Origin of the sequence: Streptomyces sp. NPDC004609 (genome assembly GCF_042873655.1) — a bacterium.
Lineage (GTDB): Bacteria > Actinomycetota > Actinomycetes > Streptomycetales > Streptomycetaceae > Streptomyces.
Window position 1 is genome coordinate 142,606 of record NZ_JBIALS010000010.1, and the last position, 24,621, is coordinate 167,226.

Consider the following 24,621-nt stretch of genomic DNA (forward strand, 5'->3'; position numbering starts at 1 on the left):
GCTCCGGCGCGTGCCCTTCTCCCGCGGGCTCCGTTCTGCGGTGTTCGCCCCCGGGCCACCGTCCCCGCGGGTCTCCGGGGCGCTCACGCCGACTCCTCGGCGTCCACGAGCGCGGCTTCGCCTCTGCGCGCGTGCCCGGCCTCAGCGCCGGTCTCAGCGCCGGTCTCAGCGCCGGTCTCCGCGTCGCTCTCCGCGCCGGTCTCCCTGGTGACGACGGCCCGGTAGCGCGGTTCGCCCCGCAGCAGTTCACGGTGGGTCCCCACGGCCGCGACCTTTCTCTCGTCCACAAAAACCACCCGGTCCGCGAGATCCAGCAGCAGCGGCGAGGAGGCGAAGACGACGGTCGTCCGCTCCTCGCGCAGCCGCTTCACGCCCGCCGCGACCCGCGCCTCGGTGTGCGAGTCCACGGCCGATGTCGGCTCGTCCAGAACCAGCACCTCCGGGTCCGTCACCAGGGAACGGGCCAGCGCGAGCCGCTGGCGCTGACCGCCGGAGAGCGACCGGCCGCGCTCGGTGATCGGCGTCTCCATCGGGTCACCGCCGTCATCGGCGGACGCCTGGGCGAGTGCGGCGAGCACATCGTCGCACTGCGCCGCCTCCAGCGCCTCCTCGGCCGAGACCGCTCCGGAGGAGGGGATGTCGAGCAGTTCCCGCAGCGTGCCCGAGAGGAGGACCGGATCCTTGTCCTGGACGAGGACGGCGGCACGCGCCTCGTCGAGTGGCAGCTCGTCCAGCGGGACCCCGCCGAGCAGCGCCGACGCGGGGCGTCCGGTGCGGTCCGCCGCCCCCTCCACGTCGAGAACGGCCTTCGCGGCGCCGTTCGCCGAACCGTCCGCGGGGCGTTCGCCGTCGGTGACCGGGTGCCCGCCGAGCCGGTCCGCCAGCACCCCGGCCGCGTCCGGGTCACCGCACACCACGGCCGTGAACCGGCCGGCGGGCGCGACAACCCCGCTCAGGGGGTCGTACAGATCACCGCTGGGGCGGCCGTACGCGACACCGGTGGTCGTGGTCGTACGGCGCAGCGACAGCACCCGCGCGGCCCGCTTCGCGGAGGGCTTCGAGAACGAGTACGCCATCGCGATCTCCTCGAAGTTCCGCAGCGGATGCTGGGCGAGGACGACCGCGCTGAAGACGGTGACCAGCTCCCCGACCGTGATCCGGCCGTCCAGCGTGAGCTGTGCGCCGTACCCGACCACCGTCAGCAGCAGCAGGCCCGGCAGCAGCACCTGTACCGCGGAAATGAGGGACCACATCCGGGCGGTCCGGACGGCCGCGCGGCGCACCTCCTGGGACGCCTCGCGGTAGCGGCGGAGGAACAGCTCCTCGCCGCCGATGCCGCGCAGCACCCGCAGACCGGCGACGGTGTCCGACGCCAGCTCGGTGGCATGGCCCGCCTTCTCGCGCTGGACGTCCGCGCGCCGGGTGGCGGGCGGCAGCAGCGGCAGCACGGCCAGCGCCAGCACCGGGAAGCCGATGGCGACGACGACGCCGAGCGCGGGCTGGTAGACCACCAGACCGACGCAGACCACCAGGATCGTGACGACGGCGGCCGCGAAGCGGGACAACGCCTCGACGAACCACCCGATCTTCTCCACGTCCCCGGTGGAGACCGCGACCACCTCGCCCGCCGCGACCCGCCGGGTCAGCACCGACCCCAGCTCGGCCGTTCTGCGGGCCAGCAGCTGCTGGACCCGGGCCGCGGCGGTGATCCAGTTGGTGACGGCCGTACGGTGCAGCATCGTGTCGCCGAGGGCGATCGACGCGCCGAGCAGAAGGATCAGCCCGCCCGCGTACAGCAGCCGGGTTCCGTCACGGTCGACGACCGCCTGCACCGCGAAGCCCACTCCCAGGGAGAGCGCGGCGATGGACACCTGGTTCAGCATGCCCCAGAGCATGGACTTGACCTGTCCGCCCAGCTGGTTGCGGCCCAGCCAGATCAGAAACCGGGTACCGGAACGGACGTCGGGGTCACCTGGATCTTTGTACGGCAGGTCTTGGATCTGCATGACGTCCCAGCACGAGTCGGGGTTGGAGCAAACCGTGCAAGGTTCGCCTTCCGCGCCCCGGTTCCGCAATGGATTTTCCCGCCACGGGGCCACGATCGGGCCAGGTCGGGAGGGCGGGAAGGGGCCCGTGGGACGGCGCCCGGCCCTACCGCCGGGCGCTTCGGGTGGCTCGTTCCAGCTCCAGCAGGACCGAGCGGTAGCTGCGGCCGGTCGCCCGGTCCATACCGATCTCGCACATGCGGTTGGCGCTGAGATGCGTGTCGAAGGGGCGCGAGGTCACCTCCGCGGCCTCCCGGGCGGTCGCCGAGTCCGTCAGCTCCTTGTGGAGCATCCCCCGGTCGCCCGCGAAGGCGCAGCACCCCGCGTCGACGGGCACCACCACATCCTCCGCGCAGGCCTCCGCGAGGATGCGCAGCTGTGCCTCGTCACCCAGATGCCGCATGGAACAGGTGGGATGGACGACCGCGGAACCCGCCTTGCGCAGGACCGTGAGACGGGGCAGCAGATGATCGGCCGCCCAGACCAGGGAGTCGAGCACGGTCAGCTCCGCGTGCAGCTCGCGGTTGTCGTCGGTGAGATACGGCACCACCTCGCGGGCGAGGCCGAGCGTGCACGAGGAGGCGTCCACCACCAGCGGCAGGGTGCCGCCCGCGGTCCAGCCCCACGCGGCCTCCACGATGCGGTTGGCCATCAGCCGGGTGCCCTCCTCGTACCCCTTGGAGTGCCAGATGGTGGCGCAGCAGGTGCCCCGGACGTCGCCCGGAATCCAGACGGGCATCCCCGCGCGGGCCGACAGGGCCACCGTCGCCCGGGGCAGCGAGAGGCCGCTCCGGTCGTCGGGTCCGCCGAAGATGCGGTTCACACAGGCCGGGTAGTACACCGCGGACGCCCCGGTCCGCCGTGTACGGGGCAGTGCGCGGGCCGCCGCCCCCGGAATCCCCGGCAGCCACTCCGGTACGAGATCGGGCCGCACGGCCCTGCGCGCCAGCCGGGTCGCCGCGGCCGGCAGCCCGCCGGCCGTCCCGGCGCCCAGCCTCCCGCCCAGGCGGCCGGCGCGGTCCGCCGCACCGACCGCGAGGCGCGCCGATGCCTCGACCGCGCGGAAGTTCCGCGCGGTCAGGGCCGCGACGCGCTCCTCGCGCGGTGAGTGGCGGCGGTGCCGCATCTCCTTCATCAGCGCGCCCGTGTCGATGCCGACGGGACAGTCGAGCCTGCACGTCGAGTCGCCGGCGCAGGTGTCGACCGCGTCGTAGCCGTACGCCCGCAGCAGCGCTTCCTCCACCGGCGCGCCCTCGGCCTGGCGCGTCATCTCACGGCGCAGCACGATCCGCTGACGGGGTGTGGTGGTCAGATCCCCGCTCGGGCAGGTCGGCTCGCAGAAGCCGCACTCGATACAGGGGTCGGCGATCGCCTCGACGCGCGGGATGGTCTTGAGCCCGCGCAGATGGGCCCTCGGGTCGCGGTCCAGCACGATCCGGGGAGCCAGCACACCGTCCGGGTCGATCGCCCGTTTCGTACGCCACATCAGCCCGGTCGCGACGCGGCCCCACTCCAGCTCCAGGAACGGCGCGATATTACGCCCGGTCGCGTGCTCGGCCTTCAGAGAGCCGTCGAAGCGCTCCACCGTCAGCCGGCAGAACTCGTCCATGAAGGCCGCATAGCGGTCGACGTCGTCCGGGCGGGCGGCGTCGAACGCGAGCAGGAAGTGGAGGTTGCCGTGGGCCGCGTGGCCCGCGACGGCGGCGTCGAAGCCGTGGCGCGTCTGGAGGTCGAGCAGGGCGCCGCACGCCTCGGCGAGACGCGAGGGCGGGACGGCGAAGTCCTCCGTGATGAGGGTGGTGCCCGGGGGCCGGGAGCCGCCGACCGCGGTGACGAACGCCTTGCGCGCCTTCCAGTACCCGGCGATCGTCCCGGCGTCCCGGGTGAACCCGTTGCTCACCGAGGGGACGGGGGCGATCAGCTCCAGGTCTTCCAGGACCGCGGCCGCGGCCCGCTCGTAGGCCTCCCGGCCCGCCGCGTCCGGGGCGCGGAACTCCACCAGCAGGGCCGCCGCCTCCTTCGGCAGCCGGGCCCAGTCGGCGGGGACGCCCTCGACGCTCACCGAGGCGCGCAGCGTATTGCCGTCCATCAGCTCGACGGCGTTGGCGCCCGCCTCGTTGAAGAGCGGGACGGCGGCAGCGGCGGCGGGCAGGGAGGGGAAGAACAGCAGGGCGGTGGAGACCAGCCGGTCCAGCGGCAGGGTGTCGAGCACGACCTCGGAGATGAAGCCGAAGGTGCCCTGGGAGCCGACCATCAGCCCGCGCAGGATCCCGACGGGCGTGTGCCCGTCGAGGAAGGCGTCGAGCCGGTATCCGTTGGTGTTCTTGAGCTCGTACTTGGCGCGGATACGGGCGGTCAGCTCCCGGTCCGCCTCGATCTCGGCCTTGATGGCCAGCAGCTCCGCGCACAGGCGCGGCTCGGCGCGGGCGAGGCGCTCGTCGGCGTCCGGCTCGGAGGTGTCGACGACGGTGCCGGACGGGAGCACGAAGGTCAGCGCGGACAGGGTCCGGTAGGCGTTGCGCGTGGTCCCGGCGGTCATCCCCGAGGCGTTGTTGGCGACGACTCCGCCGACGGTGCAGGCGAGGGCGCTCGCCGGGTCGGGGCCGAGGATCCGGCCGTGGCGGGCGAGCGCGGCGTTGGCGCGGAAGACGGTGGTGCCGGGCCGGATCCGGGCCCGGGCTCCGCCGTCCAGCACCTCCACCCCGGTCCAGTGGCGGCGGACGTCCACCAGGATGTCCTCGCCCTGGGCCTGGCCGTTGAGCGAGGTGCCGGCCGCGCGGAAGACGACCTCACGGCCCTTGCCGTGCGCGTACGAGAGGATCGCGGAGATGTCGTCGATGTCCTCGGGCACCACCACGACCCGGGGCACGAAGCGGTAGGGGCTCGCGTCGGAGGCGTACCGCACGAGGTCGGAGACCTTCCAGAGCACCTTGTCCGGGCCGAGGAGCGCGGTTAGCTCGCGGCGCAGGGGCTCCTCGGTGCCGCGCGCCCGGTCGTCGGGAACCCGGTCGGGCGCGGGCGTCCTCGGCTCGCGCGGCCGGAGCGCCTCCGGGTCGGGCTCCAGCAGCGGCAGGTGCGGTACGAGATCCGGCATGGGAGGGGTCCCCTCGACGGCTTCAGCAGGGCGGCCCCGGTCCGTCGACCAGGGCGGAGAGCAGGCCGCCGAAAGCATCGCGCTGCTCGGCGGTCAGTGGGGACAGGATGTCCTCCGCGGCGGCCCGGCGCGCGTCACGCAACGCCCGGAGAGTGGCGCGGCCGGTGTCGGTGAGCTCGATACGGATCACCCTGCGGTTGCCCGGATCGGGGGCGCGGCGGACCCGGTCGCCGGCCTCCAGCCCGTCCACCAGACTGGTCACGGCCCTCGGGACCACCTCCAGCCGGGCCGCGAGATCGGCCATGCGGGGGGCTTCCTCGTAGTGCGCGAGGACGCGCAGCAGGCGTGACTGCGCGGGGGTGATCGCGATACCGGCCGAGGTCAGCTGGCGCTGCTGGCTGCGGTGGAGGCGGCGGCTCAGCCGCAGCAGCTGCTCGGCGAGCAGGCCGTCGGGATCGGGTGTGGTCATGCGGGAACAATATCAGGACCTCGTTCATTGTGTACATAGGTAACAGTGAGCTATGATCTCAAAAATCCGCCCCCGCGGGCACGAAGGGCATGGCGCCCTCCACCGGCGTCCGTGCCGGCGGGCGAGGAGTTTCGGTGAGGCCCGGGAGCACCGCCCGGGCACGGCTCGGGGCCCAGGCCCCGGGACACGGACGCGAGAAGGGAGCCCGGGGGAGAGACCAGGAAGGACGCCCCGGCGCGACGGCCCGATGTGCGGCCCGCGCGCCCCGGCCACGAACACTCGAAGGAGCCCATGCACCCCGCATCACGCACGTGGACACCACCGGCCAAGGGGCCGGAGCAGCCGCCGGCCCAGGTCCGGCGGATCCTCCGGCTCTTCCGTCCCTACCGTGGCCGTCTCGCCCTCGTCGGGCTGCTCGTCGGCGCGGCGTCGCTCGTCTCCGTCGCCTCCCCGTTCCTGCTGAAGGCGATCCTCGACACCGCGATCCCGCAGGGCCGCACCGGGCTGCTCAGCCTGCTCGCGCTCGGCATGATCGCCACGGCCGTGCTGAACAGCGTGTTCGGGGTGCTCCAGACCCTGATATCCACCACCGTCGGCCAGCGCGTGATGCACGATCTGCGCACCGCGGTCTACGCCCAGCTGCAGCGCATGCCGCTCGCGTTCTTCACCAGGACCCGCACCGGAGAGGTCCAGTCCCGCATCGCGAACGACATCGGCGGGATGCAGGCGACGGTCACCTCCACCGCCACCTCCCTCGTCTCCAGCCTCACCGCCGTGGTCGCCACCGTCGTCGCCATGGTCGCGCTGGACTGGCGCCTCACCGTCGTCTCCCTGCTCCTGCTGCCGGTGTTCGTCTGGATCAGCCGCAGGGTCGGCCGCGAGCGCAAGCGGATCACCACCCAGCGCCAGCGGCAGATGGCGGCGATGGCCGCGACCGTCACCGAATCGCTGTCGGTCAGCGGCATCCTGCTCGGCCGCACGATGGGCCGCGCCGACTCCCTGACCGACTCCTTCGCCAGGGAGTCCGAGCGGCTCGTCGACCTCGAAGTGCGCTCCAGCATGGCCGGGCGGTGGCGGATGTCCGTCATCGGCATCGTGATGGCCGCCATGCCCGCCGTCATCTACTGGGCCGCGGGCCTCGCGATCCAGAGCGGAGGACCGGCGATCTCCATCGGCACACTGGTGGCCTTCGTCTCACTCCAGCAGGGACTGTTCCGCCCCACCGTGAGCCTGCTCTCCACCGGCGTGGAGATGCAGACCTCCCTCGCCCTCTTCCAGCGGATCTTCGAATATCTGGACCTGCCCGTCGAGATCACCGAACCGGAGAGGCCGGTCCGGCTGGAGAGGATCCGGGGCGAAGTCCGTTTCGAGGACGTCGATTTCGTCTACGACGGCAGGCAGACCGCCCCCACGCTCGACGGCGTCGCGGTGACCGTCCCGCCCGGCGGCCGCCTCGCCGTCGTCGGGCCCACCGGCGCAGGCAAATCCACCCTCGGCTATCTGGTGCCCCGGCTCTACGACGTCACCGGAGGCCGGGTCACCCTCGACGGAGTCGATGTGCGCGACCTGGATTTCGACACCCTCTCCCGTGCCGTGGGAGTCGTCTCCCAGGAGACCTATCTCTTCCACGCCTCCGTCGCCGAGAATCTGCGCTTCGCCAAACCGGACGCCACCGACGAGGAGATGGAGGCCGCCGCGCGTGCCGCCCAGATCCACGACCACATCGCCTCCCTGCCCGACGGCTACGACACCCTGGTCGGAGAGCGCGGTTACCGCTTCTCCGGCGGGGAGAAGCAGCGGCTCGCCATCGCCCGGACCATCCTGCGCGATCCGCCCGTGCTCATCCTCGACGAGGCGACCAGCGCGCTCGACATCCGTACCGAACAGGCCGTGCAGCAGGCCATCGACGCACTCTCGGCAGGCCGTACCACCATCACCATCGCCCACCGGCTCTCCACCGTGAGGGACGCCGACGAGATCGTGGTGCTCGAATCGGGCCTCATATCCGAGCGCGGCACCCATGAGGAACTGGTGGAGCTCGACGGCCGCTATGCCGAACTGGTGCGCAGGGACACCGAGGTGGCCGTCCCCGTCGCCCCCTGAGCAAGCCGCCGAGGTCCGGCCGACCCGCACAGCGACACGACCGGCCGTGACGGCCGAGCCGTCCGGGCGGACCGGTTCGAGAGGCAACGCACCGGCCGGCACGGTCCGGGCGGGGCTCACCGGAGTGGCGGATACCGGGATCGGAGGCTGCCTCGGGTTAGCGTGCCTGCATGATCAACGAGCCCTCACCGCCGCCGTACGGCCGCCGAGTGCGGCTGACCCGTCGTGGCCGGGTGGTCCTGATCTCGGCCGTCGTCCTTGTCGTGGCGGCGGTCGCCGTCATCGTGCCGATGCTGTCCGGACAGGACGAGGAGAAGAAGAAGGCCACCTCCCTTCTCATCCCCGAGGGCTGGCGGGCCGCCCAGATCTACGAGGCCGTCGACAAGGCCCTCGACAAGACGCCCGGCACCACCCTCAAGGCCGCCGCCGAGGCCGGGCTGAAGCTCCCCGAAGCCGCCCAGGGCAATCCCGAGGGATATCTCTTCCCCGCCACCTATCCCGTGGAGTCCACAACCACCCCGGCCGGACTCCTCAGCTTCATGGTCAACACCGCCAACAAGCGCTTCGGCGCCGAGCGGGTCACCAGCGGCGCGCAGCGCAGCGGGGTGACGGTGTATCAGACAGTGAATATTGCCAGCATCGTGCAGGCGGAGGCCGACACCCCCGAAGACATGGGCAAGGTGGCCCGGGTGATCTACAACCGACTCGCCAAGAACATGCCGCTCCAGATGGACTCGACCCTCAACTACGCCCTCGATCGCAGCACTCTGGACACCACCGCCGAGGACACCCGTATCGACAGCCCCTACAACAGCTATCAGCGCCGGGGACTCCCGCCCACCCCCATCGACAACCCGGGGGAGCAGGCCCTGCACGCGGCGATCAGTCCCACGCCGGGGGACTGGCTCTACTTCGTCACGGTGGCACCCGGCGACACCCGCTTCGCCGTGAGCTACGAGGACCACCAGCGCAATGTGGAGGAGTTCAACGCCCGGCGCAGGAGCGGCCGTTAGGGCCGCGCGCCCTGTCGGCAGGTCGCACCGCGTCACCGGCTCCCGGCGCGGTCGTCCGACCTCGGGACGTCACCATTGCGCCGGGGCGTCTCACACCGGCGCCGGTTCGCGTTCCAGCAGCTGCCTGAGTTCACGGACGGCCGCCCGCCCCGCCCGGTTGGCGCCGATCGTCGAGGCGGACGGTCCGTATCCGACCAGATGAATCCGGGCGTCCCGTACGGCACGGGTGCCGTCCATCCGGATACCACCGCCCGCCTCGCGCAGCCGCAGCGGCGCGAGATGGTCGATCGCCGCCCGGAAACCGGTCGCCCACAGGATCACATCGGCGTCGACCGTCCGGCCGTCGTCCCAGGCGACCCCGGTCGGCGTGATCCGGTCGAACATCGGCAGCCGGTCCAGTACCCCCCGCTCCCGGGCGCTCCTGATCTCGTCGGTGAGGGGCAGCCCGGTCACCGAGACCACACTCTCCGGCGGCAGCCCCCGGCGTACGCGCTCCTCCACCTTGGCCACCACGGCCCGGCCGACGTTCTCGTCGAACGGGCCCTCGAAGTAGACCGGGGGCCGCCGGGTCACCCATGTCGTCTCCGCCGCCACCTCCGCGATCTCCATCAGGTGCTGGGTCCCCGAGGAGCCGCCACCCACCACGATCACCCGCTGCCCGGCGAACGCCTCCGGGCCCGGATAACCGACCGTGTGCAACTGCCGTCCCCGGAACGTCTCCTGACCGGTGTAGCGCGGCCAGAAGGGGCGGTCCCAGGTGCCGGTCGCGTTGATCAGCCCCCGCGCCGACCAGATGCCCTCCGACGACTCGACGAGCAGCCGGCCGCCGTCGCCCTCCCGTACCGCCGTGACATCGACCGGCCGGTGCACGCGCAGATCGAAGCGTTCCTCGTACGCGGTGAAGTACGCGCCGATGACCTCCGACGAGGGCCGGAGGCCGTCCGCACCGGTCAGCTCCATGCCCGGCAGCGCGTGCATCCCGTGCACCTTGCCGTAGGTGAGGGAGGGCCAGCGGAACTGCCAGGCGCCGCCAGGGCGGGGGGAGTGGTCGAGGACCACGAAGTCGCGGTCCGGCACCAGCCCGATACGCCGAAGATGGTAGGCGCCGGACAGTCCCGCCTGCCCGGCGCCGATGACGACCACGTCCACGTCCCGCGCCTCAACGTCATTCACACTTCTGCCAACTCGACCGGGGCCGGGGATCTTCCCGCCGGGCCCCTCCCCGCACCGGACCGTAGGTACCACACCGACCGTGCCGCCGGGCACCGACCGGTGCCGGACCGACCCCGGAATCCGTCCGGGTACGGGCGGGGCCCGCCGGATCCAGGGAAGTGCCCCGGCTCCGGAGGGCGCTGTCGACCCTGTGGGGGAGCGGCACCCCGTCGTCCGCCTCGCGGCTGGCGTGAAGCATCCGGTGAGTCGGCACGAACGCGCCGCCGGCCGTCACCATACGGCGGAGAACGGCGGACGCGAGGAGGATGGACCCATGCCCGGACCCTTCACCACCAGGTTGCTCCACATCACCACCGGCTCCGACGAAGCGGTGAACGATCTGACCGACGCCTGTGAGCAGTTCCTCCAAGAGTTCGCGAGCGGCCGGGACGGTCTGCTCAACGTCTTCGTCCCCCATGCCACGGCGGGAGTCGCCGTCATCGAGACCGGTTCCGGCAGCGACGACGACCTCCTCGCGGCGCTCCGCACCCTGCTTCCGCCCGACGACCGCTGGCGCCACCGCCACGGCAGCCCCGGCCATGGCCGCGACCATGTGCTCCCGGCCTTCCTCCCGCCGCACGCGACACTGCCGGTGCTCGGCGGACGGCTGGCACTGGGGACCTGGCAGTCGGTGTGCCTCGTGGACACGAATGTCGACAATGTGAAGCGCCAGGTGCGGCTGAGCTTCCTCGGCTGATCGGGCACGAGTCAAGGGCCGTCCCGCTCTTGCCCGTCTTGTGTCCGTGACGGGGGATCGGGCGCACGCCGCCCGTCCGGCCCTATCGCGCAGGTCGCCCTTCCTTCCGCGTCCGTCCCGGTGACTTGCCTGTCGGGCGGGCGCGGTGGCCGCGCCCCCGGCCGAGGCGAGGTCGGCGGCGTGGTCAGGACCTGGGCGCCGCTCTCACGAGTTGCGCGAGGTGGACGGCCGCGTCGCGGAGGGGGGTGTCGTCGGCGGTCACGCGGCTGAGGAGTTCCGCGCCCTCCAGCATGCTGATGACCGTCCTGGCGAGAGGGCGGGCAGCCGTTGGTGCGATGCCGCTCTCCGTCAGCTTGGCCGTGACGAGGGTCTGCCATCCGGTGAGGGCCTCGGTCGCGGCCTCCTGGAGGCCGGGGGCACGGCCGATGGTCTCCAGGGCGGTGACGGCGACCGGGCAGCCGTCGCTCCAGTCCGACCGTTTGAGGTCCTCTGCCAGCAGCAGGGCGCAGGCGGCCGCGGCCTCGGCCGGATCCGCGGCCGAGGCGAGGCCCCTGGCGAGCATCTCGCCGAACTCATGTGCGCCATGGCGCATCGCCTCGATCGCCAGCTCTTCCTTGCCTCCGGGGAAGAAGTGGTAGACGGAGCTGGGTGACGCCTGGGCGGCGCCGGCGATGCGCTTGACCGAGGTGCTCTCGTACCCCTGCTGCTGAAGCAGTGCGGCCGTGGCCTGGATGATCCGGCGGCGGGTGTCGGTGTCGGACGAGCGGTCGAGCGGTGCGGTGGCTGCCATGATCGCGAGTCTACTGGTTGGAACGTTCGATCCAAAGATGCCGTAGGGTCTGGATCGAACGTTCCAGCCAGAGTGATGAATGGGTATCGAACGATGAGAACAGCAGCACCGGCCTCCTCATGGGAGAGCCACCCCGGGTACACGCACATGTTCGCGCCGGGGGAGCTGACCGTGGGGTTGTTTCTGCCTCTGTGGCCGTACACGGGGGACATGGCGGCGATGCGGGGCCAGACGGAGATCGTTCAGCGGGCCGAGCGCGGGGGTTTCGCCGCCGCGTGGGTCCGGGACGTGCCCCTGGCCGACCCCGCCTTCGGTGATGTGGGGCAGGTGTACGACCCGTGGACCGCCCTGACCTGGCTCGCGGCGCACACCTCCCGGATCAGCCTGGCGTCAGGCAGTGTGATCCTCCCGCTGCGGCACCCCATCGACCTGGCCAAACAGGCGGCCTCCATCGACCACCTCAGCGGAGGCCGCCTGGTGCTCGGCGCGGCGTCCGGCGACCGCCCGGTGGAGTTCCCCGCGTACGGACTGGACCACGGTGCGCGCGGTGCCCGCTACCGGGAGGCCGTCGAATCCTTCCGTGGGCTGCTGGGGGAGGAGCGACCCGGCGGCGCGAGCGTGCTGCCGAAGCCGGTGCACGGCCGGATCCCCCTTCTGGTCACCGGATCCTCGCAGCAGGCCCCGCTCTGGATCGCCGAGCACGCCGACGGCTGGCTGGTCTACCCCGGGGCCACCGCGACCCCTGCCGGCCCCCGGGCCCTCGGAGACCGGATCGGGGCGTGGCGGGACCTGATCCCCGCCGGGGAGTTCCGCCCGGTCGCGACCAATGAATGGCTCGACCTGCACGAGGATCCGGGCTACCCGCCCACCCCACTGCGCGGCGGCTTCGTCCTGCGCACAGGTACACAAGGGCTGCTCGAACTGCTCGGCCGCTGGAAGAACGCCGGGGTCAACCACGCCGCACTCGGAGTCCAGCACGGCAGGCGCCCCGCGGCGGAGGTGGTGGCGCAGCTCGCCGAAGAGGTCGTACCGCACTTCCCCGCCCCGGCGTCCCCCGCACCCCTGGCTCCCGCGTGGTGACCTCCGCGTGCCCCGCGGAGTCCGGCGCTCCCGGCGACGGGGCGGAGCCCGGCGAGTTCCGCGAAGCCATGCGCCTCTGGGCGACGGGCGTCGCGGTCGTCACCACCCAGAGCCCCGAGGGCCCGCACGGCATGACCCTCAACTCCTTGCTCTCGGTGTCGCTCGATCCGCCCACCCTGCTGATCTCTCTCAAGCGGGGCAGCCGCACCGCGGACGTCATCCAGCGGACCGGCCGTTTCACCGTGAACGTCCTCGCCGCGGGGCAGCAGGCGCTCGCCGACCGCTTCACACAGCGCCGTGTCTTCGGCGCCGAGCAGTTCGCGGGGGTGCGCCACCGGCCGTCCCCCGGCGGCGGAGGGCCGGAGCTGGAAGGGGCCGCCGTCGTTCTGACGTGCCGCACGACACAGCGCATAGAGGTCGTCGACCACACCCTGATCGTCGCCGGGGCGTCCGTCGGCCGCCGGCCGCCCGCCGATGATTCCCGTGGGCCGCTCCTCTACGTGGACCGGGGCTACCGCGATCTCACCGAACAGGAGACGGGCGCGGGGAACGGTCCCGGCCTCTCCCTCCGGCCCACCGCGCGCTGACCCGGGCCGCACGGGTCGGCGGCAGTGCCCTGTGGAAGACGGGAGGGGGGCGGCGGCGCAGGATGTGAAGGACCGGGGCGTGGCGGGTCTCCGCCGGTGTGCCCGTGACCGTCCTCCCCTGTGCCGCCGCCGACGCCCGCCGCCGCTTCCGGGCGCCTCGGAATCGGATGCCCCGGATCCGGAGGCTTCGCGCCCTCGGCGCACGTACTCCTGACGAACCGCCCGCGCGTTCCCGCCACCCGGGGCGGCGGTCCGGCCCCGGCTCGCGGGTGGCGGGCCGGCAGGTGCCGCCGCTCAGCCGCTCGGTCGCTCCGGAGCGCGCACCCCCGATCGCCCGCGCCGGGCCGTCCGGGGCGGGCCGCGACCGGGCGGTTGCGCGGTGGCGGGCCCTTGCGGGCGGGCGGGATCCGCGACGGCACCGGCGGAAAAGTCGTGATCGCCCTGGCACTCCGGAACACCGTGCTACTCTTGGTCCCAGTTGCAGTTGTGGTTCCCATACACTTCAAGTGCCTCCGACGGATTTTTCCGTCAGGCACTTTTTGTTTTCGGTGCTGTTTTCCGGACGGGGCAATCATCGCGGCGACACCGGGAATTTCGCACAGTGTGACCCCGGGTTATAGCCCCGAAGGAGAATTTATATGGCTACTGGCACCGTGAAGTGGTTCAACGCGGAAAAGGGTTTCGGCTTCATCGAGCAGGAGGGTGGCGGCCCCGACGTCTTCGCCCACTACTCGAACATCGCCACCCAGGGCTTCCGTGAGCTTCAGGAGGGCCAGAAGGTGAACTTCGACGTCACTCAGGGCCAGAAGGGCCCGCAGGCCGAGAACATCGTTCCCGCCTGACGCTGAAGCGCACGAAGCACGACGTAGCCGGGACCGGCACCCTGGGGTGCCGGTCCCGGCTCGTTGACGTTCTCCGGTGAACTCCCGGCACGCACTGCTGCCGGTGACCGTTTTTCACCGCACCGGCGAGGCCGGTTCTGCTCAGTCTTTTTCGGCTCGTTTCTGCGATTCATCGGCTCTTTGCTGCCGAGAATTCCTCGATACGTGCCACACCGAGGAAAGGTTCTCCATGAGCCGCTCAGCACGCAGGAACAGCCGCTCCGCCGATTTCCGGCAGGGCACCTCCGCCGGGTCCGGCCGGGGCCGTTCGAAGAGCCAGGGACGCCAGGGCGGCCGCTCCGGCGGATCAGCGCGGCGCTCCACCGCGCCCCAGGGCGAGTTCGCGCTGCCCGTCACCACCACGCCCGCCCTCCCCGCGGTCGCGGCGTTCCACGAGCTGGACATGCCCGCCCCGCTGCTCGACACGCTCACCGGCCTGGGAGTGACGGAGCCCTTCCCCATCCAGGCCGCCACGCTCCCGAACTCCCTCACCGGCCGCGACGTCCTCGGACGGGCGCGCACCGGATCGGGCAAGACGCTCGCCTTCGGCCTCCCGCTGCTGGCGCGCACCGCCGGACGGCGCGCCGAGCCCCGGCAGCCCCTCGCCCTCGTCCTCGTCCCCACCCGGGAACTTGCGCAGCAGGTCACCGACGCGCTGACGCCGTACGCCCGGTCGCTGAAGGTGCGGCTGGCGACCGTGGTCGGCGGTATGTCGATCGGCCGGCAGGCCGGAGCGCTGCGTGCCGGAGCCGATGTCGTGATCGCGACCCCGGGCCGGCTCAAGGACCTCCTGGAACGCAAGGACTGCCGCCTGGACCGGGTCGCCATCACGGTGCTGGACGAGGCCGACCAGATGGCGGACATGGGCTTCATGCCCCAGGTCACCGAACTGCTCGACCAGGTCCGTCCCGACGGCCAGCGGATGCTGTTCTCCGCGACCCTGGACCGCAATGTCGACCTGCTGGTCCGCCGCTATCTCACCGACCCGGTGGTCCACTCGGTCGACCCGTCGGCCGGTGCGGTCACCACGATGGAACACCACATCCTGCATGTGCAGGGCACCGACAAGTACGCCACGACGACCGAGATCGCGGCCCGGGACGGCCGGGTGATCATGTTCCTCGACACCAAGCACGCCGTCGACAAGCTCACCAAGCACCTGCTCAACAGCGGGGTGGCCGCCGCCGCGCTGCACGGCGGCAAGTCGCAGCCCCGGCGCACCCGTACGCTCGACCAGTTCAAGACCGGACAGGTCACCGTGCTGGTGGCCACCAATGTCGCCGCCCGCGGTATCCATGTCGACGATCTCGATCTGGTGGTCAACGTCGACCCGCCCGGCGACTACAAGGACTATCTCCACCGCGGCGGACGCACGGCGCGCGCCGGTGAGTCCGGCAAGGTCGTGACCCTGATCCTGCCCGAGCAGCGCCGGGAGATGGAGCGCCTCATGGCGCACGCGGGCATCACCCCGCAGGTCACCCGGGTCCGCTCCGGCGAGGCCGAGCTGAGCCGTATCACCGGGGCACAGACCCCCTCGGGCGTTCCCGTCGTCGTCAGCACACCGGTGAGCGAGCCCGCCGCGCGCGGTGGGGCGCCCTTCCGCGGCCGGGGCACCCGGCGCGGCCGTCCCGGCCGCTCCGGGGAACCCCGCCGCACCGCCGAGAACCGTCAGCTGACCGAGGCGCGCAAGTCCGCGCGGGTCCGTCGCAGCGGGCCGACCGGGCGGGGCTCCACCGCCGCACTGTGAGCGGCGCTCCCGGGCGGCCCGCAGCGTGTCGCGCGGCCGGGAGCGCCCGCCCGCGCCGTACGCCCGGCGGGCCCCCGGAACCGTTGCCTTCGCTTCCGGGTCGGCCGCAGCCGTGTCCGGCCCGCGACCCTGCCCGTGAACCGGGCCGGGGCGGCGGCAGCTCCCCCGTACGGACGCGGGAAGGCTCGGGCGGATGGACGGGGGCGCTGGGCCGGCCGCTCAGCCGAGGATCGTCACCGTGCCGCGCGAGCCGTCCAGTCTGATGCGCTGACCGTTTCTGATGCGGGTGGAAGCCGTGCCGGTGCCCGTGACGGCGGGCAGGCTGTACTCACGGCAGACCACCGCGGCGTGCGACATGATGCCGCCGGTGTCGGTGACCACCCCGCGGATCTTCCCGAAGACCGGGCCCCAGCCCGGCGCCGCGACCGGTGCGACGAGGATCTCGTCCGCCCGCACGCTCCCGAGCCGCTCGGCGCCGGTGATCACCCGGGCGACGCCCTCGGCGACCCCGGGGGAGGCGGCCATCCCGGTCAGCCCGCCGCCGTCCCGGGGACCGAGCCAGTCGGCGATCCGGTCCGGGGTGATGCCCCACAGCATGACGGTGAACGGCTCGGTGATCGCCCGCGGCGGCGCGTTGAGCGCCGGTTCGGGGCGCGCGGCGGCCAGCGCGTCGACCACGGCCCTGCGCCGGGCGATCTCCGGTGGCCAGTAGGCCCTGCCCACCGCCGGGGCGCCGACCGCCCAGCCGTTGGCGTAGTCGAACAGCACCTGCCGTACCTCCTCGCGGCCGAGGTAGAGCAGATCGTCGGGGCCGTCCCAGAACCCGGCGTCGCGGAGCACCCCGGACAGCTCGCGGACCTTGCGCCAGAACACGCCCATGGTCCAGTGCTCGATGTAGAAGTTGTGGTTCTCCACATACGGGTACACCCTGCGCGCGAGAGCGAGCTTGGCGGTGAACCGCCGTGCCGCCTCCGGGGGGAGGAGCGCGCGGTACTCGTCCGTGACACGGTCCCTCTCGGCGAGCAGCTCCGGCACCCGGCGGTCGATGTCCTCGCCGTGCTCCAGCCGTCCGATGTAGTCGGCGACATGGCCGAGAGGGATCGAGGGATGGTCCAGCCAGTACTGGTCCGAGCCGTACAGGCCGTTGCCCGGGGTGAAGTTGAACCAGGGCCGCCGGGCCGTCTGCCATGCCGTGAGCCACCGCTCGCCCCCGGGTTCGGCCGCGACCGCCGCCAGCAACTGCCCCGGATCGCCCGGCCCGCGCAGCGCCCCGGCGACACCGAGGCCGAGGGCCAGCCGCGCCAGGGACTTGAGTTCGTCGTCGGGCCGGAACAGCTCCATGTCGACGCCCTGGACCATGGTGGCGATCCCCTGGTCGGGGATGCCCGGGAACCGCCGCCGGCAGTACTCGTAGAAGTCGAGGAAGGCGGAGTAGCCGAGGTTGAGGAACTCCATGTGGTACTGCCAGCTGCGCTGGCACAGCCGGATCAGCCTGTCGTAGGCGCCGAACAGGGCCAGGCCCGCGTCCCGGCCGTGACCGGACTCCACGTCCGCGAACGGCACCTGCTCGGGCAGTGCGGTGAAGTCCAGTTCCTCGATCTCGTCGATGGTGGCGAGGACCTTCCGCTTCCACTGTTTCAGCAGGGCTTCCCAGTGGGCGTAGTAGTGGCCCGCGCGGCGCCGGAACTCCGTTGCCCGGGCGGGGATCTCGTCGTCCGCGACCGCGAGCGGGCTCATGTAGACGTATCCGTTGTGGACGCGGTACTCGATCCCTGCGGCGGTCGGGACGACGAAGTACCTGCTGTTGTACTGGCCCAGGCAGCGCATCGCGAACTCGACCACGGAGACCTCGAACGGCTTGAGGACCCGGGGCCAGTGCTGGGTGTCGCAGAACCAGAACTTGTGCTCGTCGGCGTCCCGCAGCTCCGGCCGGAACACCAGGTAGTACGGGTAGAGCCGCTGCCAGCCCTCCGCTCCGGGCGGCGCTGTCAGTTCGTACGGGCTGGGGAACCGCGTCCGTGTCCGCGCGGGTGGCTCCGCCCGGCCGCCCGGCCGTCGCCGAATCGCCGGACGGCCTGCCTCCGGTCCGCTGCCGTCGGCGGCGTCGCCGGTGCCGGGGGAGACGGGGCCGGTGAGCGGCGGCTGCTCCAGCAGGGTCCGCATCACGGAGTCCGGGCCGGCCGCCGGGCCGGTGTCACGGTCCGGCACCCGGTCCGCGTCCGCTTCCGCTTCCGGTCCCGCTCCCGGTGCGGCGGACGGTGCCGTCGGCGGTCTGCGGCTCCACACCGTCTCCGGACGGCTCTGCAGCAGAACGACACCCGCGGGCCCGGAAGGACCGGTGCCGATGGCCCACTCGACCTCCTGCGGAACGCCGTAGTGGTGCTCGGCCGCCTTGGCGAGCCGTGCCACGGCCACCACCTCATCGGGGGTCAGACTGGGCCGCGTGCGCCGTGCGCCCTTCACCGGCCGCCGTACCAGCGCGCCGCCGGCCGGGTCGGGCACCAGCTCCTCGCGCTTGTCCGACAGGGTGGTGCGCACCGGGGCCAGTACGACCTTGTCCACGACGAAGTTGTCCGGGGTCACCTCGCCGGACGCCACCAGTTCCCCGATGCCCCAGCTCGCGTCGACGACGATCTTCGAACGGTCGCCGTTGCCCGGATCCAGCGTCAGGGCCACCCCGGCCACCCGGGACCGCACCATCCGCTGCACGGCCACCGCCATCGAGAGCCCCTCGGCCGGGATGCGGTGGCGCGCGCGGTAGACGATGGCCCGTGTGGTGAACAGACCGGCCCAGCACCGCCGTACCGCGTCGAGGACGGCATCGCTCCCGGTCACCCAGAGGTAACTGTCGTGCTGTCCGGCGAAGCCCGCCTCCGGCAGATCCTCGGCCGTCGCGCTCGACCGTACGGCGACGGGGAAGCCGGAGCGCGTCCGCTTCGTCAGCTCCCGGTACGCCGCGCGCAGTTCCTCGTCGACGCCCGCGGGGACCGGCTGGGCCTCGACGGCCCGGCGCACGGACGCGCTCACCCGGTCCGCCGCGGCCGGGTCCGCCAGGTCGATCCCGCCCACCGCCTCGTCGACCCAGGCCCGCAGGCCGCCCTGGGCCAGGACGGCGTCGAAGGCGTCGGTGGTGACGGCGAACCCCGGGGGGACGGGTACTCCGGCCGCGGCCATCGCGGCGAGGCTCGCGCCCTTGCCTCCGAGGCGGGAGGGGCCGGCCTCGCCATCGGCACCGAGGTGGACGATGTACTTCCCCATACCTCAACCCTCCCACTCGGGCGGGACCGCACCCGGTCGGCGACCCTCAGGAAGCGGACCGGCGCGGCTCGGACGGGACGGGCCCGGCGGACGGGGCGGGCGGCCCCGCTCGGGCGCTTCTGCCCGCGAGCACCCGCCGCGCGAGCGCTCGCGGACGGCCGCTCGGCGATCACCCGCCGCTCCGGGAGCCCCGCCCCGGCCGTCCGCCCCGGTGGCGGAGTCCGCCGTCCCGGCCCGCCGCGCGCCGGCCGTGCCCGTCAGTCCTCCGACAGGGAGATGTCGGCCCAGATGGTCTTGCCGCTCTGGGTGTACCGCGTGCCCCAGCGCTGGGTGAGCTGGGCGACGAGCAGCAGACCCCGCCCGCCCTCGTCGAGGACACGGGCCCGGCGCAGATGCGGGGTGGTGTAGCTCGCGTCGGAGACCTCGCAGATCAGGGCGCGGTCGTGGATGAGCCGCAGCTGGATCGGGGGGCCTCCGTAACGGATCGCGTTGGTGACCAGCTCACTGACCACCAGTTCGGTGGTGAAGGCGAACTCGTCCAGGCCCCAGGTCGTCAGCTGGTCGGTGGCGTGGGTACGGGCCCCGGCGACGGCCGCCGGATCACAGGGCACATCCCATGTCGCGACCTGGCTGCCGCTCAGGCACCGGGTCCGCGCCACGAGCAGCACGCTGTCGTCGTCCGGGCGGTCCGGCAGCAGCGCGCCGAGCGCGGCGTCGCAGAGGGCGTCCAGGGACTCACCGGGGCGGGCGAGCATCCGCCGCAGCGTCTCGCGCGACTCGTTGACGTCCTGGCCGCGGGCCTCCAGCAGACCGTCGGTGTAGAGGGCGAGAAGACTCCCTTCCGGAAGCTCGAACTCCGTGGTCTCGAAGGGCAGACCACCCAGCCCGAGCGGCGGGCCGACGGGCACGTCGAGGATCTCCGCGCTGCCGTCCGGGCGCACCAGGGCGGGCAGGGGATGGCCCGCGCTGGCCAGGGAGCAGCGCCGGGTGATGGGGTCGTACACCGCGTACAGACAGGTCGCGCCGATGTCCCCGGCGGCGTCGGGATGGGCCACGGAGCCCTCGGACCCGAGCCGGATGACGACATCGTCGAGATGGGTGAGCAGCTCGTCGGGCGGCAGATCGATGTCGGCCAGGGTGCGTACGGAACTGCGCAGCCTGCCCATGGTGCCGGACGCCTGGACGCCGTGGCCGACGACATCGCCCACGACCAGGGCCACCCGGGTGCCGGAGAGCGGGATCGCGTCGAACCAGTCGCCGCCCACCCCGGCCCGTCCGCCGGCGGGCCGGTAGCGGTAGGCCAGTTCCATCGCCGGCTGGTCGGGCAGCTCCTGCGGCAGCAGGCTGCGCTGGAGGGTCACGGAGGTGCGGCGCTCGCGGGCGTAGCGGCGGGCGTTGTCGATGCAGACGGCGGCCCTGGCGGTGATCTCCTCCGCCAGCAGCACATCGTCCGGGGCGAACGGCACCGGGCGCTCGTTCCGGGCGAACAGCGCCACACCGAGGGTGACGCCCCGGGCACGCATCGGCACCACCATCACCGAGTGCGCCCCGTAGCGCCGGATCCGGGCGGCGCGCTCGGGGTCGTGGACCGCCCATACGGCGAGTGCCTCGTCGGACATCTCGTACACCGCCGGACGGCCGGTGCCCAGGCACTCGGCGGCGGGAGAGGACCGGGGGTAGTCGGTGGTGTCCCCCGGCCGGAGCATGCCTTCCGGGAGGGTGGCGGCTACGGAGCGCATCGCGGCGCGGCGCATGGCGATGGGGCCGGTCAGGGCGGCGGGGGGCGGTTCGTCGCCCTGGTGGATGAAGGTCAGCAGATCGACGGCCGCGTAGTCCGCGAGCCGGGGCATGGCCACATCGACCAGTTCCTGGGCGGTACGGGTGATGTCCAGGGTGCTGCCGATGCGGCTGCCTGCCTCGTTGACCAGCAGCAGCCGCTGCCGGGCCGAGTAGTACTCGGTCCGGTCGTGGGCCGCCAGACACACCCCGCGCACCGTGCCGGACGCGTCCCTCAGCGGTGCGAGCGCCACCGACCAGGCGTGCTCCCGGTTCTCGCCCGGCACCTGCACATAGGTCTCCACCTGCCTCTGCTCACCGGTGTCCAGCACCTCCTGCATGGCCTTCTCGACCCGTTCACTGGTGGGATCCGCCACGATGTCGACCAGGCGCATCCCGCGCATCCGGTGCTCGGTGAGCGCCGCCACGCGCTCCATGTCGGCGTTGGCGCGCACCGCCCGCAGGTCCGTGTCGAAGAGGGCCACCGTGCACGGCGCCTGGACGAATCCCCACTCGGTCATGGTCCGGTCCCGGTCCGGCACGGGGCCGTGCGCGAAGCCGGGCGCGGAGGCCAGGAGCCACTCGGTGCCGCCCGAGCCGTTCTCCAGCCGGTGCGCCAGCAGCCAGACGTCCAGGACATGGCCGTCGCGGTGCCGCAGTGATGCCGTACCACTCCAGCGCGTGCGCTCGTCGAGGGCGTGCCGGGCCGCGTCCGTGGGCTCGGCGCCGAGCACCTCGGCCGCCTGCCGTCCCAGGGCCTCCTCGGCGCGGTAGCCCAGCAGCAGCCTGGCCCCGTCGCCCCACTCCGTCAGGGTGCCGCCCTTGTCGGCGGTGACGGTCGCGGTGAAGGCCCGCGGCGGGCGACCGTGCCCCTGCCCAGCCCTTCTCAGGTATCGGGTCATATCCGCTCATTTCACCCCTCTTGAATTGTTCCACGCACGAGGCCGCCGAACCCCCGACGGAGGTGGCTATGTGTCCAGAGCGAACGACGCCTCACCGTGCGGCCGCCCGTTGACCTGGATTCCCACCCGGTGGACGCCCGGGTGGTAGCGCCGGGTGGTGATCGGTTTGAAGGAGTGCCGGCGGGTTCCGGCCCACCGCTCGCCGGGGGCCAGGGGGCGCGTGAGGAGTTTGAAGACCTTCGGGGTGCGGCTGCCGTTGGCCTTCACATGGTGGATGACGTAGTCGATGACCAGCTCGGCGGTCCGGTCACCCGTGTTGGTCACCGCGTAGTCGAACACCAGATGGTCGCCCACCTTGATCGAGGGGGTCCGGATGTGCGGCCCCTCGACGGTGACCGGTGCGTCCGGGCTGTGGCCGAGGAGGGTGAGCGCTGCGGGGTCCCCCGCCTTGACGAGTGTGCGCAGTGCGTGGCGGGCCACACCGGCGGTCGTGGGCGCGGGGGAGTCCAGCCAGCGCGCGGTGACGGCGACGGCGGTCGCCGGATGGTCCCGGCTGATGTCGTTGAGGTGGTTGGCCACGGATCTGCGGACGTACTCGGACTCGTCGCGATGGAGCGCGTCGAGCACGGGAAGCGCCGGTGCGGGATCGGCGATCAGGGCCGGAAGCCGCGGTGCCCACGGCAGCCGGGGCCGGGTGCCCTCGCTGGCGAGCCGCCGTACGTGCGGATCGGGATCGCCGGTCCACTCCATCACGGTCCGCAGCGCCCGTGCCTGGTCGGCGCGGAGGAACGGCCGGACGGCGGACTCCGAGGAGAGCCGCGGGGTGAGTGCCGCCAGGAGCCGCAGGGCCGGCTCGAAGGCGGCGAGGCCGCGCACGGCGACCGCCTCGCCCACGGGCCAGGTCATCCACCCGGTGAACCCGGGATCCTCCAGGGCGGTCCGTACAACGGTGTCGAACCCGCCGAAGTCCTCCGGGAGGTCGGCGAGCACCGCGTCCCGGATCGCGGCGACCCGGCCGCTGAACGTCAGACCGTCCAGCAGCCCGGCGCACCGCCTCAGATGCGCGGCCCCGGCCCCGCCGCGCGCGCGGGTGAGCCGGTCGGCGAGATCTCCGACGGTCTCCGCGCTGAACAGTTCGTCCGCTGTCGGCACGATGTCCTACCTTTCCTGGTTCACGGTTCCTGGTTCCCGATTCCGGGGTCTTCGCGGTCCGTCTTCCTGTTCTTCCGTCCGCGCCGGGCCCGCTCGCCCCCACGCGTGGCGAGACGGTGCTCCGGCGATCCCGCGGTGGCCCGGTCCTCCCGGCACGCGCGGCCGGGCCGGGAGGCTCACCCGTCCTGTCCCGCAGGGGAGTTGAGCGCCGGAGCCGCTGGCGCGGGGGTGAGACGTGGTGAAGCATGTCCGTGTCTCCCGTACGGCTGTGCGGGGGACCGGCACGAAGGGAGCTTGATGAACACAGAGCGGCAGGACCCGGCGGACCCGGTCGACACGAGCACGCCGCATTCGGCGCGGGTGTGGAACTACTGGCTGGGCGGCGAGGACAACCACCCGGTCGACCGGGCCCTGGGCGCGCGGATCGCGGAGATGTTCCCGCAGATCATCGACATCGCCCGTGCCTCCCGCGCCTTCCAGACACGGGCCGTGCGGCATGTCACCGGGCAGGCGGGCATACGCCAGTTCCTCGACCTGGGCAGCGGACTGCCCACCGCCGACTCCACCCACGAGGTGGCCCAGCGGACAGCGCCCGAGGCCAGGGTCGTGTACGTCGACAACGACCCGATCGTGCTCGCCCACACCCGGGCGCTGGCCGTCGGCCGGCCTGAGGGGATCACGGCCTGTGTGCACGCCGATCTGACCGACTCGGCGACCGTCCTGCGGGAGGCCGCGAAGACACTCGACCTGGACCGGCCGGTCGCCCTCATGCTGCTCTCCACGCTCGGTCATGTCGCGGACGACGCCGAGGCCGCCGCCCTGCTGCGCCGCTATCTCGACGCCCTCGCCGCGGGGAGCTGCCTCATCCTGTGCGACACGATCGAGACGGCGGAGACCCGGGCCGGGTCCGACGAGTACGCCGACGGCGGCGCCCTCCCGTACGTCTCCCGCCCCGCCCATGTGATCCGTTCCTTCTCGGACGGCCTGGACCTCGTGGAACCGGGCTTCGGCTCGATCAGTCTGTGGCGTCCGGCCGGGCCGGTCGCCACGGAGCCCGTCGAGCAGTGGGGATTTGTCGCCTTCAAGCGATAGCCGGCCGGGGCCGCTCGTGTGGTCCGGGCCAGACGAGGGAGCGGAGCCGCGGCACGTGAGCCCGCCGGGACCCTGGCGAGAGGCCCGGGGCGGGCGCGGACACGCCGCCACTCCCGGGCGCGCCCTGTGGGCACCTGCCGCGCGGGCGGCGGTGCCCAGGGTCAGCCCATGTGCCGCCGCCGGGCTCCGGCCCGGCGGCGGACCCCCGTGAGGAGCCATGACCGGCCGCACTCAGAACGGCCGGCGCCGGGCGAGGGACGTCGGCGCCTCCTGGACGTACCAGCCGTTGCCGTCGGGGTCGGCGAAGTGGAAGAAGGAGCTCCAGTCAGCCTCGCGGTATCCCTCGGCCCAGCCGTCCGCGCCGAGATGGTGGATCGGGCTCACCCCGACGCCGCGGTCCCCGAGTTCCTTGTGGGCCGCCCTGATGTCCAGGACGCACAGCTGGAGCCCCTGAAGCGAGCCGGGAGCCATGTCCCCGCGCCCCGGCATCGGCGGAATGCCGGTGCCGACGGCGATGGAGCAGCGCGATCCCGGCGGGGTGAACTGGATGACCCGGACCCCCTCGCCCATGGTGGAGTCGTGGTCGACGGTGAACCCGCACCGGTTCGCGTAGAAGTCCTTGGCGCGGTCGATGTCCGTGATGGGGACCACCACGAGTTCGAGTGTCCATTCCATGGGGCAGCTCCTGACGTTGGGGCGGTGTGTGCCCGGCCCGAAAGCCTC

At 72.6% G+C, this 24,621-nt stretch carries 17 protein-coding genes; 8 read left to right on the top strand and 9 right to left on the bottom strand.

Going from position 1 to position 24,621, the window contains the following annotated elements:
* Positions 1–83 precede the first annotated feature (83 nt).
* The 3 genes from ACFYT4_RS13210 to ACFYT4_RS13220 form a co-directional block, all read right to left on the bottom strand.
* On the bottom strand, positions 84–2,006 hold the full coding sequence (locus tag ACFYT4_RS13210) for an ABC transporter transmembrane domain-containing protein (RefSeq protein ID WP_389267685.1): 1,923 nt from the start codon (positions 2,004–2,006) through the stop codon (positions 84–86).
* Between the two features lie 145 nt (positions 2,007–2,151).
* Positions 2,152–5,118: an FAD-binding and (Fe-S)-binding domain-containing protein gene (locus tag ACFYT4_RS13215; RefSeq protein ID WP_389267749.1), complete on the bottom strand. Its 2,967-nt coding sequence runs from the start codon at positions 5,116–5,118 to the stop codon at positions 2,152–2,154.
* A gap of 43 nt (positions 5,119–5,161) precedes the next feature.
* Entirely contained in the window at positions 5,162–5,608 is a 447-nt protein-coding gene (locus ACFYT4_RS13220; protein ID WP_389267686.1) for a MarR family winged helix-turn-helix transcriptional regulator, read from the bottom strand.
* A gap of 291 nt (positions 5,609–5,899) precedes the next feature.
* On the opposite strand from ACFYT4_RS13220, the gene ACFYT4_RS13225 reads away from it, so the two are divergent.
* Both ACFYT4_RS13225 and mltG read left to right on the top strand, forming a co-directional pair.
* Positions 5,900–7,711: an ABC transporter ATP-binding protein gene (locus ACFYT4_RS13225; protein WP_389267687.1), complete on the top strand. Its 1,812-nt coding sequence runs from the start codon at positions 5,900–5,902 to the stop codon at positions 7,709–7,711.
* A gap of 170 nt (positions 7,712–7,881) precedes the next feature.
* Positions 7,882–8,724 carry an endolytic transglycosylase MltG gene (gene mltG, locus ACFYT4_RS13230; RefSeq protein WP_389267688.1) on the top strand — a complete coding sequence of 281 codons (843 nt, stop codon included), beginning with the start codon at positions 7,882–7,884 and terminating at the stop codon, positions 8,722–8,724.
* Positions 8,725–8,814: 90 nt separating this feature from the next.
* Here the strand turns inward: mltG and ACFYT4_RS13235 are convergent, their stop codons facing one another.
* Positions 8,815–9,897 carry an NAD(P)-binding domain-containing protein gene (locus ACFYT4_RS13235; RefSeq protein ID WP_389267689.1) on the bottom strand — a complete coding sequence of 361 codons (1,083 nt, stop codon included), beginning with the start codon at positions 9,895–9,897 and terminating at the stop codon, positions 8,815–8,817.
* Positions 9,898–10,210: 313 nt separating this feature from the next.
* Here ACFYT4_RS13235 and ACFYT4_RS13240 point away from each other — a divergent pair, with 313 nt between their 5' ends.
* On the top strand, positions 10,211–10,633 hold the full coding sequence (locus tag ACFYT4_RS13240) for a YjbQ family protein (protein ID WP_389267690.1): 423 nt from the start codon (positions 10,211–10,213) through the stop codon (positions 10,631–10,633).
* Positions 10,634–10,817: 184 nt separating this feature from the next.
* On the opposite strand, the gene ACFYT4_RS13245 is transcribed toward ACFYT4_RS13240, so the two are convergent.
* Positions 10,818–11,423: a TetR/AcrR family transcriptional regulator gene (locus tag ACFYT4_RS13245; protein WP_389267691.1), complete on the bottom strand. Its 606-nt coding sequence runs from the start codon at positions 11,421–11,423 to the stop codon at positions 10,818–10,820.
* Positions 11,424–11,516: 93 nt separating this feature from the next.
* Between ACFYT4_RS13245 and ACFYT4_RS13250 the strand changes: the two genes are divergently transcribed.
* The 4 genes from ACFYT4_RS13250 to ACFYT4_RS13265 all read left to right on the top strand — a co-directional run bounded on the left by ACFYT4_RS13250 (position 11,517) and on the right by ACFYT4_RS13265 (position 15,718).
* On the top strand, positions 11,517–12,503 hold the full coding sequence (locus tag ACFYT4_RS13250; protein ID WP_389267692.1) for an LLM class oxidoreductase: 987 nt from the start codon (positions 11,517–11,519) through the stop codon (positions 12,501–12,503).
* Positions 12,497–13,090 carry a flavin reductase family protein gene (locus ACFYT4_RS13255; protein WP_389267693.1) on the top strand — a complete coding sequence of 198 codons (594 nt, stop codon included), beginning with the start codon at positions 12,497–12,499 and terminating at the stop codon, positions 13,088–13,090. The genes ACFYT4_RS13250 and ACFYT4_RS13255 overlap by 7 nt, the downstream gene beginning before the upstream one ends.
* A 638-nt stretch (positions 13,091–13,728) precedes the next feature.
* Entirely contained in the window at positions 13,729–13,932 is a 204-nt protein-coding gene (locus ACFYT4_RS13260; protein WP_018536328.1) for a cold-shock protein, read from the top strand.
* A 229-nt stretch (positions 13,933–14,161) separates the two neighbouring features.
* Entirely contained in the window at positions 14,162–15,718 is a 1,557-nt protein-coding gene (locus tag ACFYT4_RS13265) for a DEAD/DEAH box helicase (RefSeq protein ID WP_389267694.1), read from the top strand.
* A 219-nt stretch (positions 15,719–15,937) separates the two neighbouring features.
* On the opposite strand, the gene ACFYT4_RS13270 is transcribed toward ACFYT4_RS13265, so the two are convergent.
* From ACFYT4_RS13270 to ACFYT4_RS13280, 3 genes are all read right to left on the bottom strand, one after another.
* Positions 15,938–18,976: a PEP/pyruvate-binding domain-containing protein gene (locus tag ACFYT4_RS13270; protein WP_389267695.1), complete on the bottom strand. Its 3,039-nt coding sequence runs from the start codon at positions 18,974–18,976 to the stop codon at positions 15,938–15,940.
* A gap of 257 nt (positions 18,977–19,233) precedes the next feature.
* Complete coding sequence (locus ACFYT4_RS13275; RefSeq protein WP_389267696.1) at positions 19,234–21,654, bottom strand: SpoIIE family protein phosphatase; 2,421 nt, start codon at positions 21,652–21,654, stop codon at positions 19,234–19,236.
* Positions 21,655–21,720: 66 nt separating this feature from the next.
* A complete protein-coding gene (locus tag ACFYT4_RS13280) occupies positions 21,721–22,806 on the bottom strand; it encodes a DNA alkylation repair protein (RefSeq protein ID WP_389267697.1) in 1,086 nt (361 codons plus the stop codon).
* Between the two features lie 297 nt (positions 22,807–23,103).
* Between ACFYT4_RS13280 and ACFYT4_RS13285 the strand changes: the two genes are divergently transcribed.
* A complete protein-coding gene (locus ACFYT4_RS13285; RefSeq protein WP_389267698.1) occupies positions 23,104–23,898 on the top strand; it encodes an SAM-dependent methyltransferase in 795 nt (264 codons plus the stop codon).
* 231 nt (positions 23,899–24,129) lie between these two features.
* On the opposite strand, the gene ACFYT4_RS13290 is transcribed toward ACFYT4_RS13285, so the two are convergent.
* Positions 24,130–24,573, bottom strand: coding sequence for a VOC family protein (locus tag ACFYT4_RS13290; protein WP_389267699.1), 444 nt, complete (start codon positions 24,571–24,573; stop codon positions 24,130–24,132).
* Between the last annotated feature and the right edge of the window lie 48 nt (positions 24,574–24,621).

Bases quoted from the DNA above. Each gene is read 5' to 3' on its own strand.
- ACFYT4_RS13210 (WP_389267685.1), bottom strand. From the start codon at position 2,006: ATGCAGATCCAAGACCTGCCGTACAAAGATCCAGGTGACCCCGACGTC.
- ACFYT4_RS13220 (WP_389267686.1), bottom strand. From the start codon at position 5,608: ATGACCACACCCGATCCCGACGGCCTGCTCGCCGAGCAGCTGCTGCGG.
- ACFYT4_RS13225 (WP_389267687.1), top strand. From the start codon at position 5,900: ATGCACCCCGCATCACGCACGTGGACACCACCGGCCAAGGGGCCGGAG.
- mltG (WP_389267688.1), top strand. From the start codon at position 7,882: ATGATCAACGAGCCCTCACCGCCGCCGTACGGCCGCCGAGTGCGGCTG.
- ACFYT4_RS13240 (WP_389267690.1), top strand. From the start codon at position 10,211: ATGCCCGGACCCTTCACCACCAGGTTGCTCCACATCACCACCGGCTCC.
- ACFYT4_RS13245 (WP_389267691.1), bottom strand. From the start codon at position 11,423: ATGGCAGCCACCGCACCGCTCGACCGCTCGTCCGACACCGACACCCGC.
- ACFYT4_RS13250 (WP_389267692.1), top strand. From the start codon at position 11,517: ATGAGAACAGCAGCACCGGCCTCCTCATGGGAGAGCCACCCCGGGTAC.
- ACFYT4_RS13260 (WP_018536328.1), top strand. From the start codon at position 13,729: ATGGCTACTGGCACCGTGAAGTGGTTCAACGCGGAAAAGGGTTTCGGC.
- ACFYT4_RS13265 (WP_389267694.1), top strand. From the start codon at position 14,162: ATGAGCCGCTCAGCACGCAGGAACAGCCGCTCCGCCGATTTCCGGCAG.
- ACFYT4_RS13270 (WP_389267695.1), bottom strand. From the start codon at position 18,976: ATGGGGAAGTACATCGTCCACCTCGGTGCCGATGGCGAGGCCGGCCCC.
- ACFYT4_RS13275 (WP_389267696.1), bottom strand. From the start codon at position 21,654: ATGACCCGATACCTGAGAAGGGCTGGGCAGGGGCACGGTCGCCCGCCG.
- ACFYT4_RS13285 (WP_389267698.1), top strand. From the start codon at position 23,104: ATGAACACAGAGCGGCAGGACCCGGCGGACCCGGTCGACACGAGCACG.
- ACFYT4_RS13290 (WP_389267699.1), bottom strand. From the start codon at position 24,573: ATGGAATGGACACTCGAACTCGTGGTGGTCCCCATCACGGACATCGAC.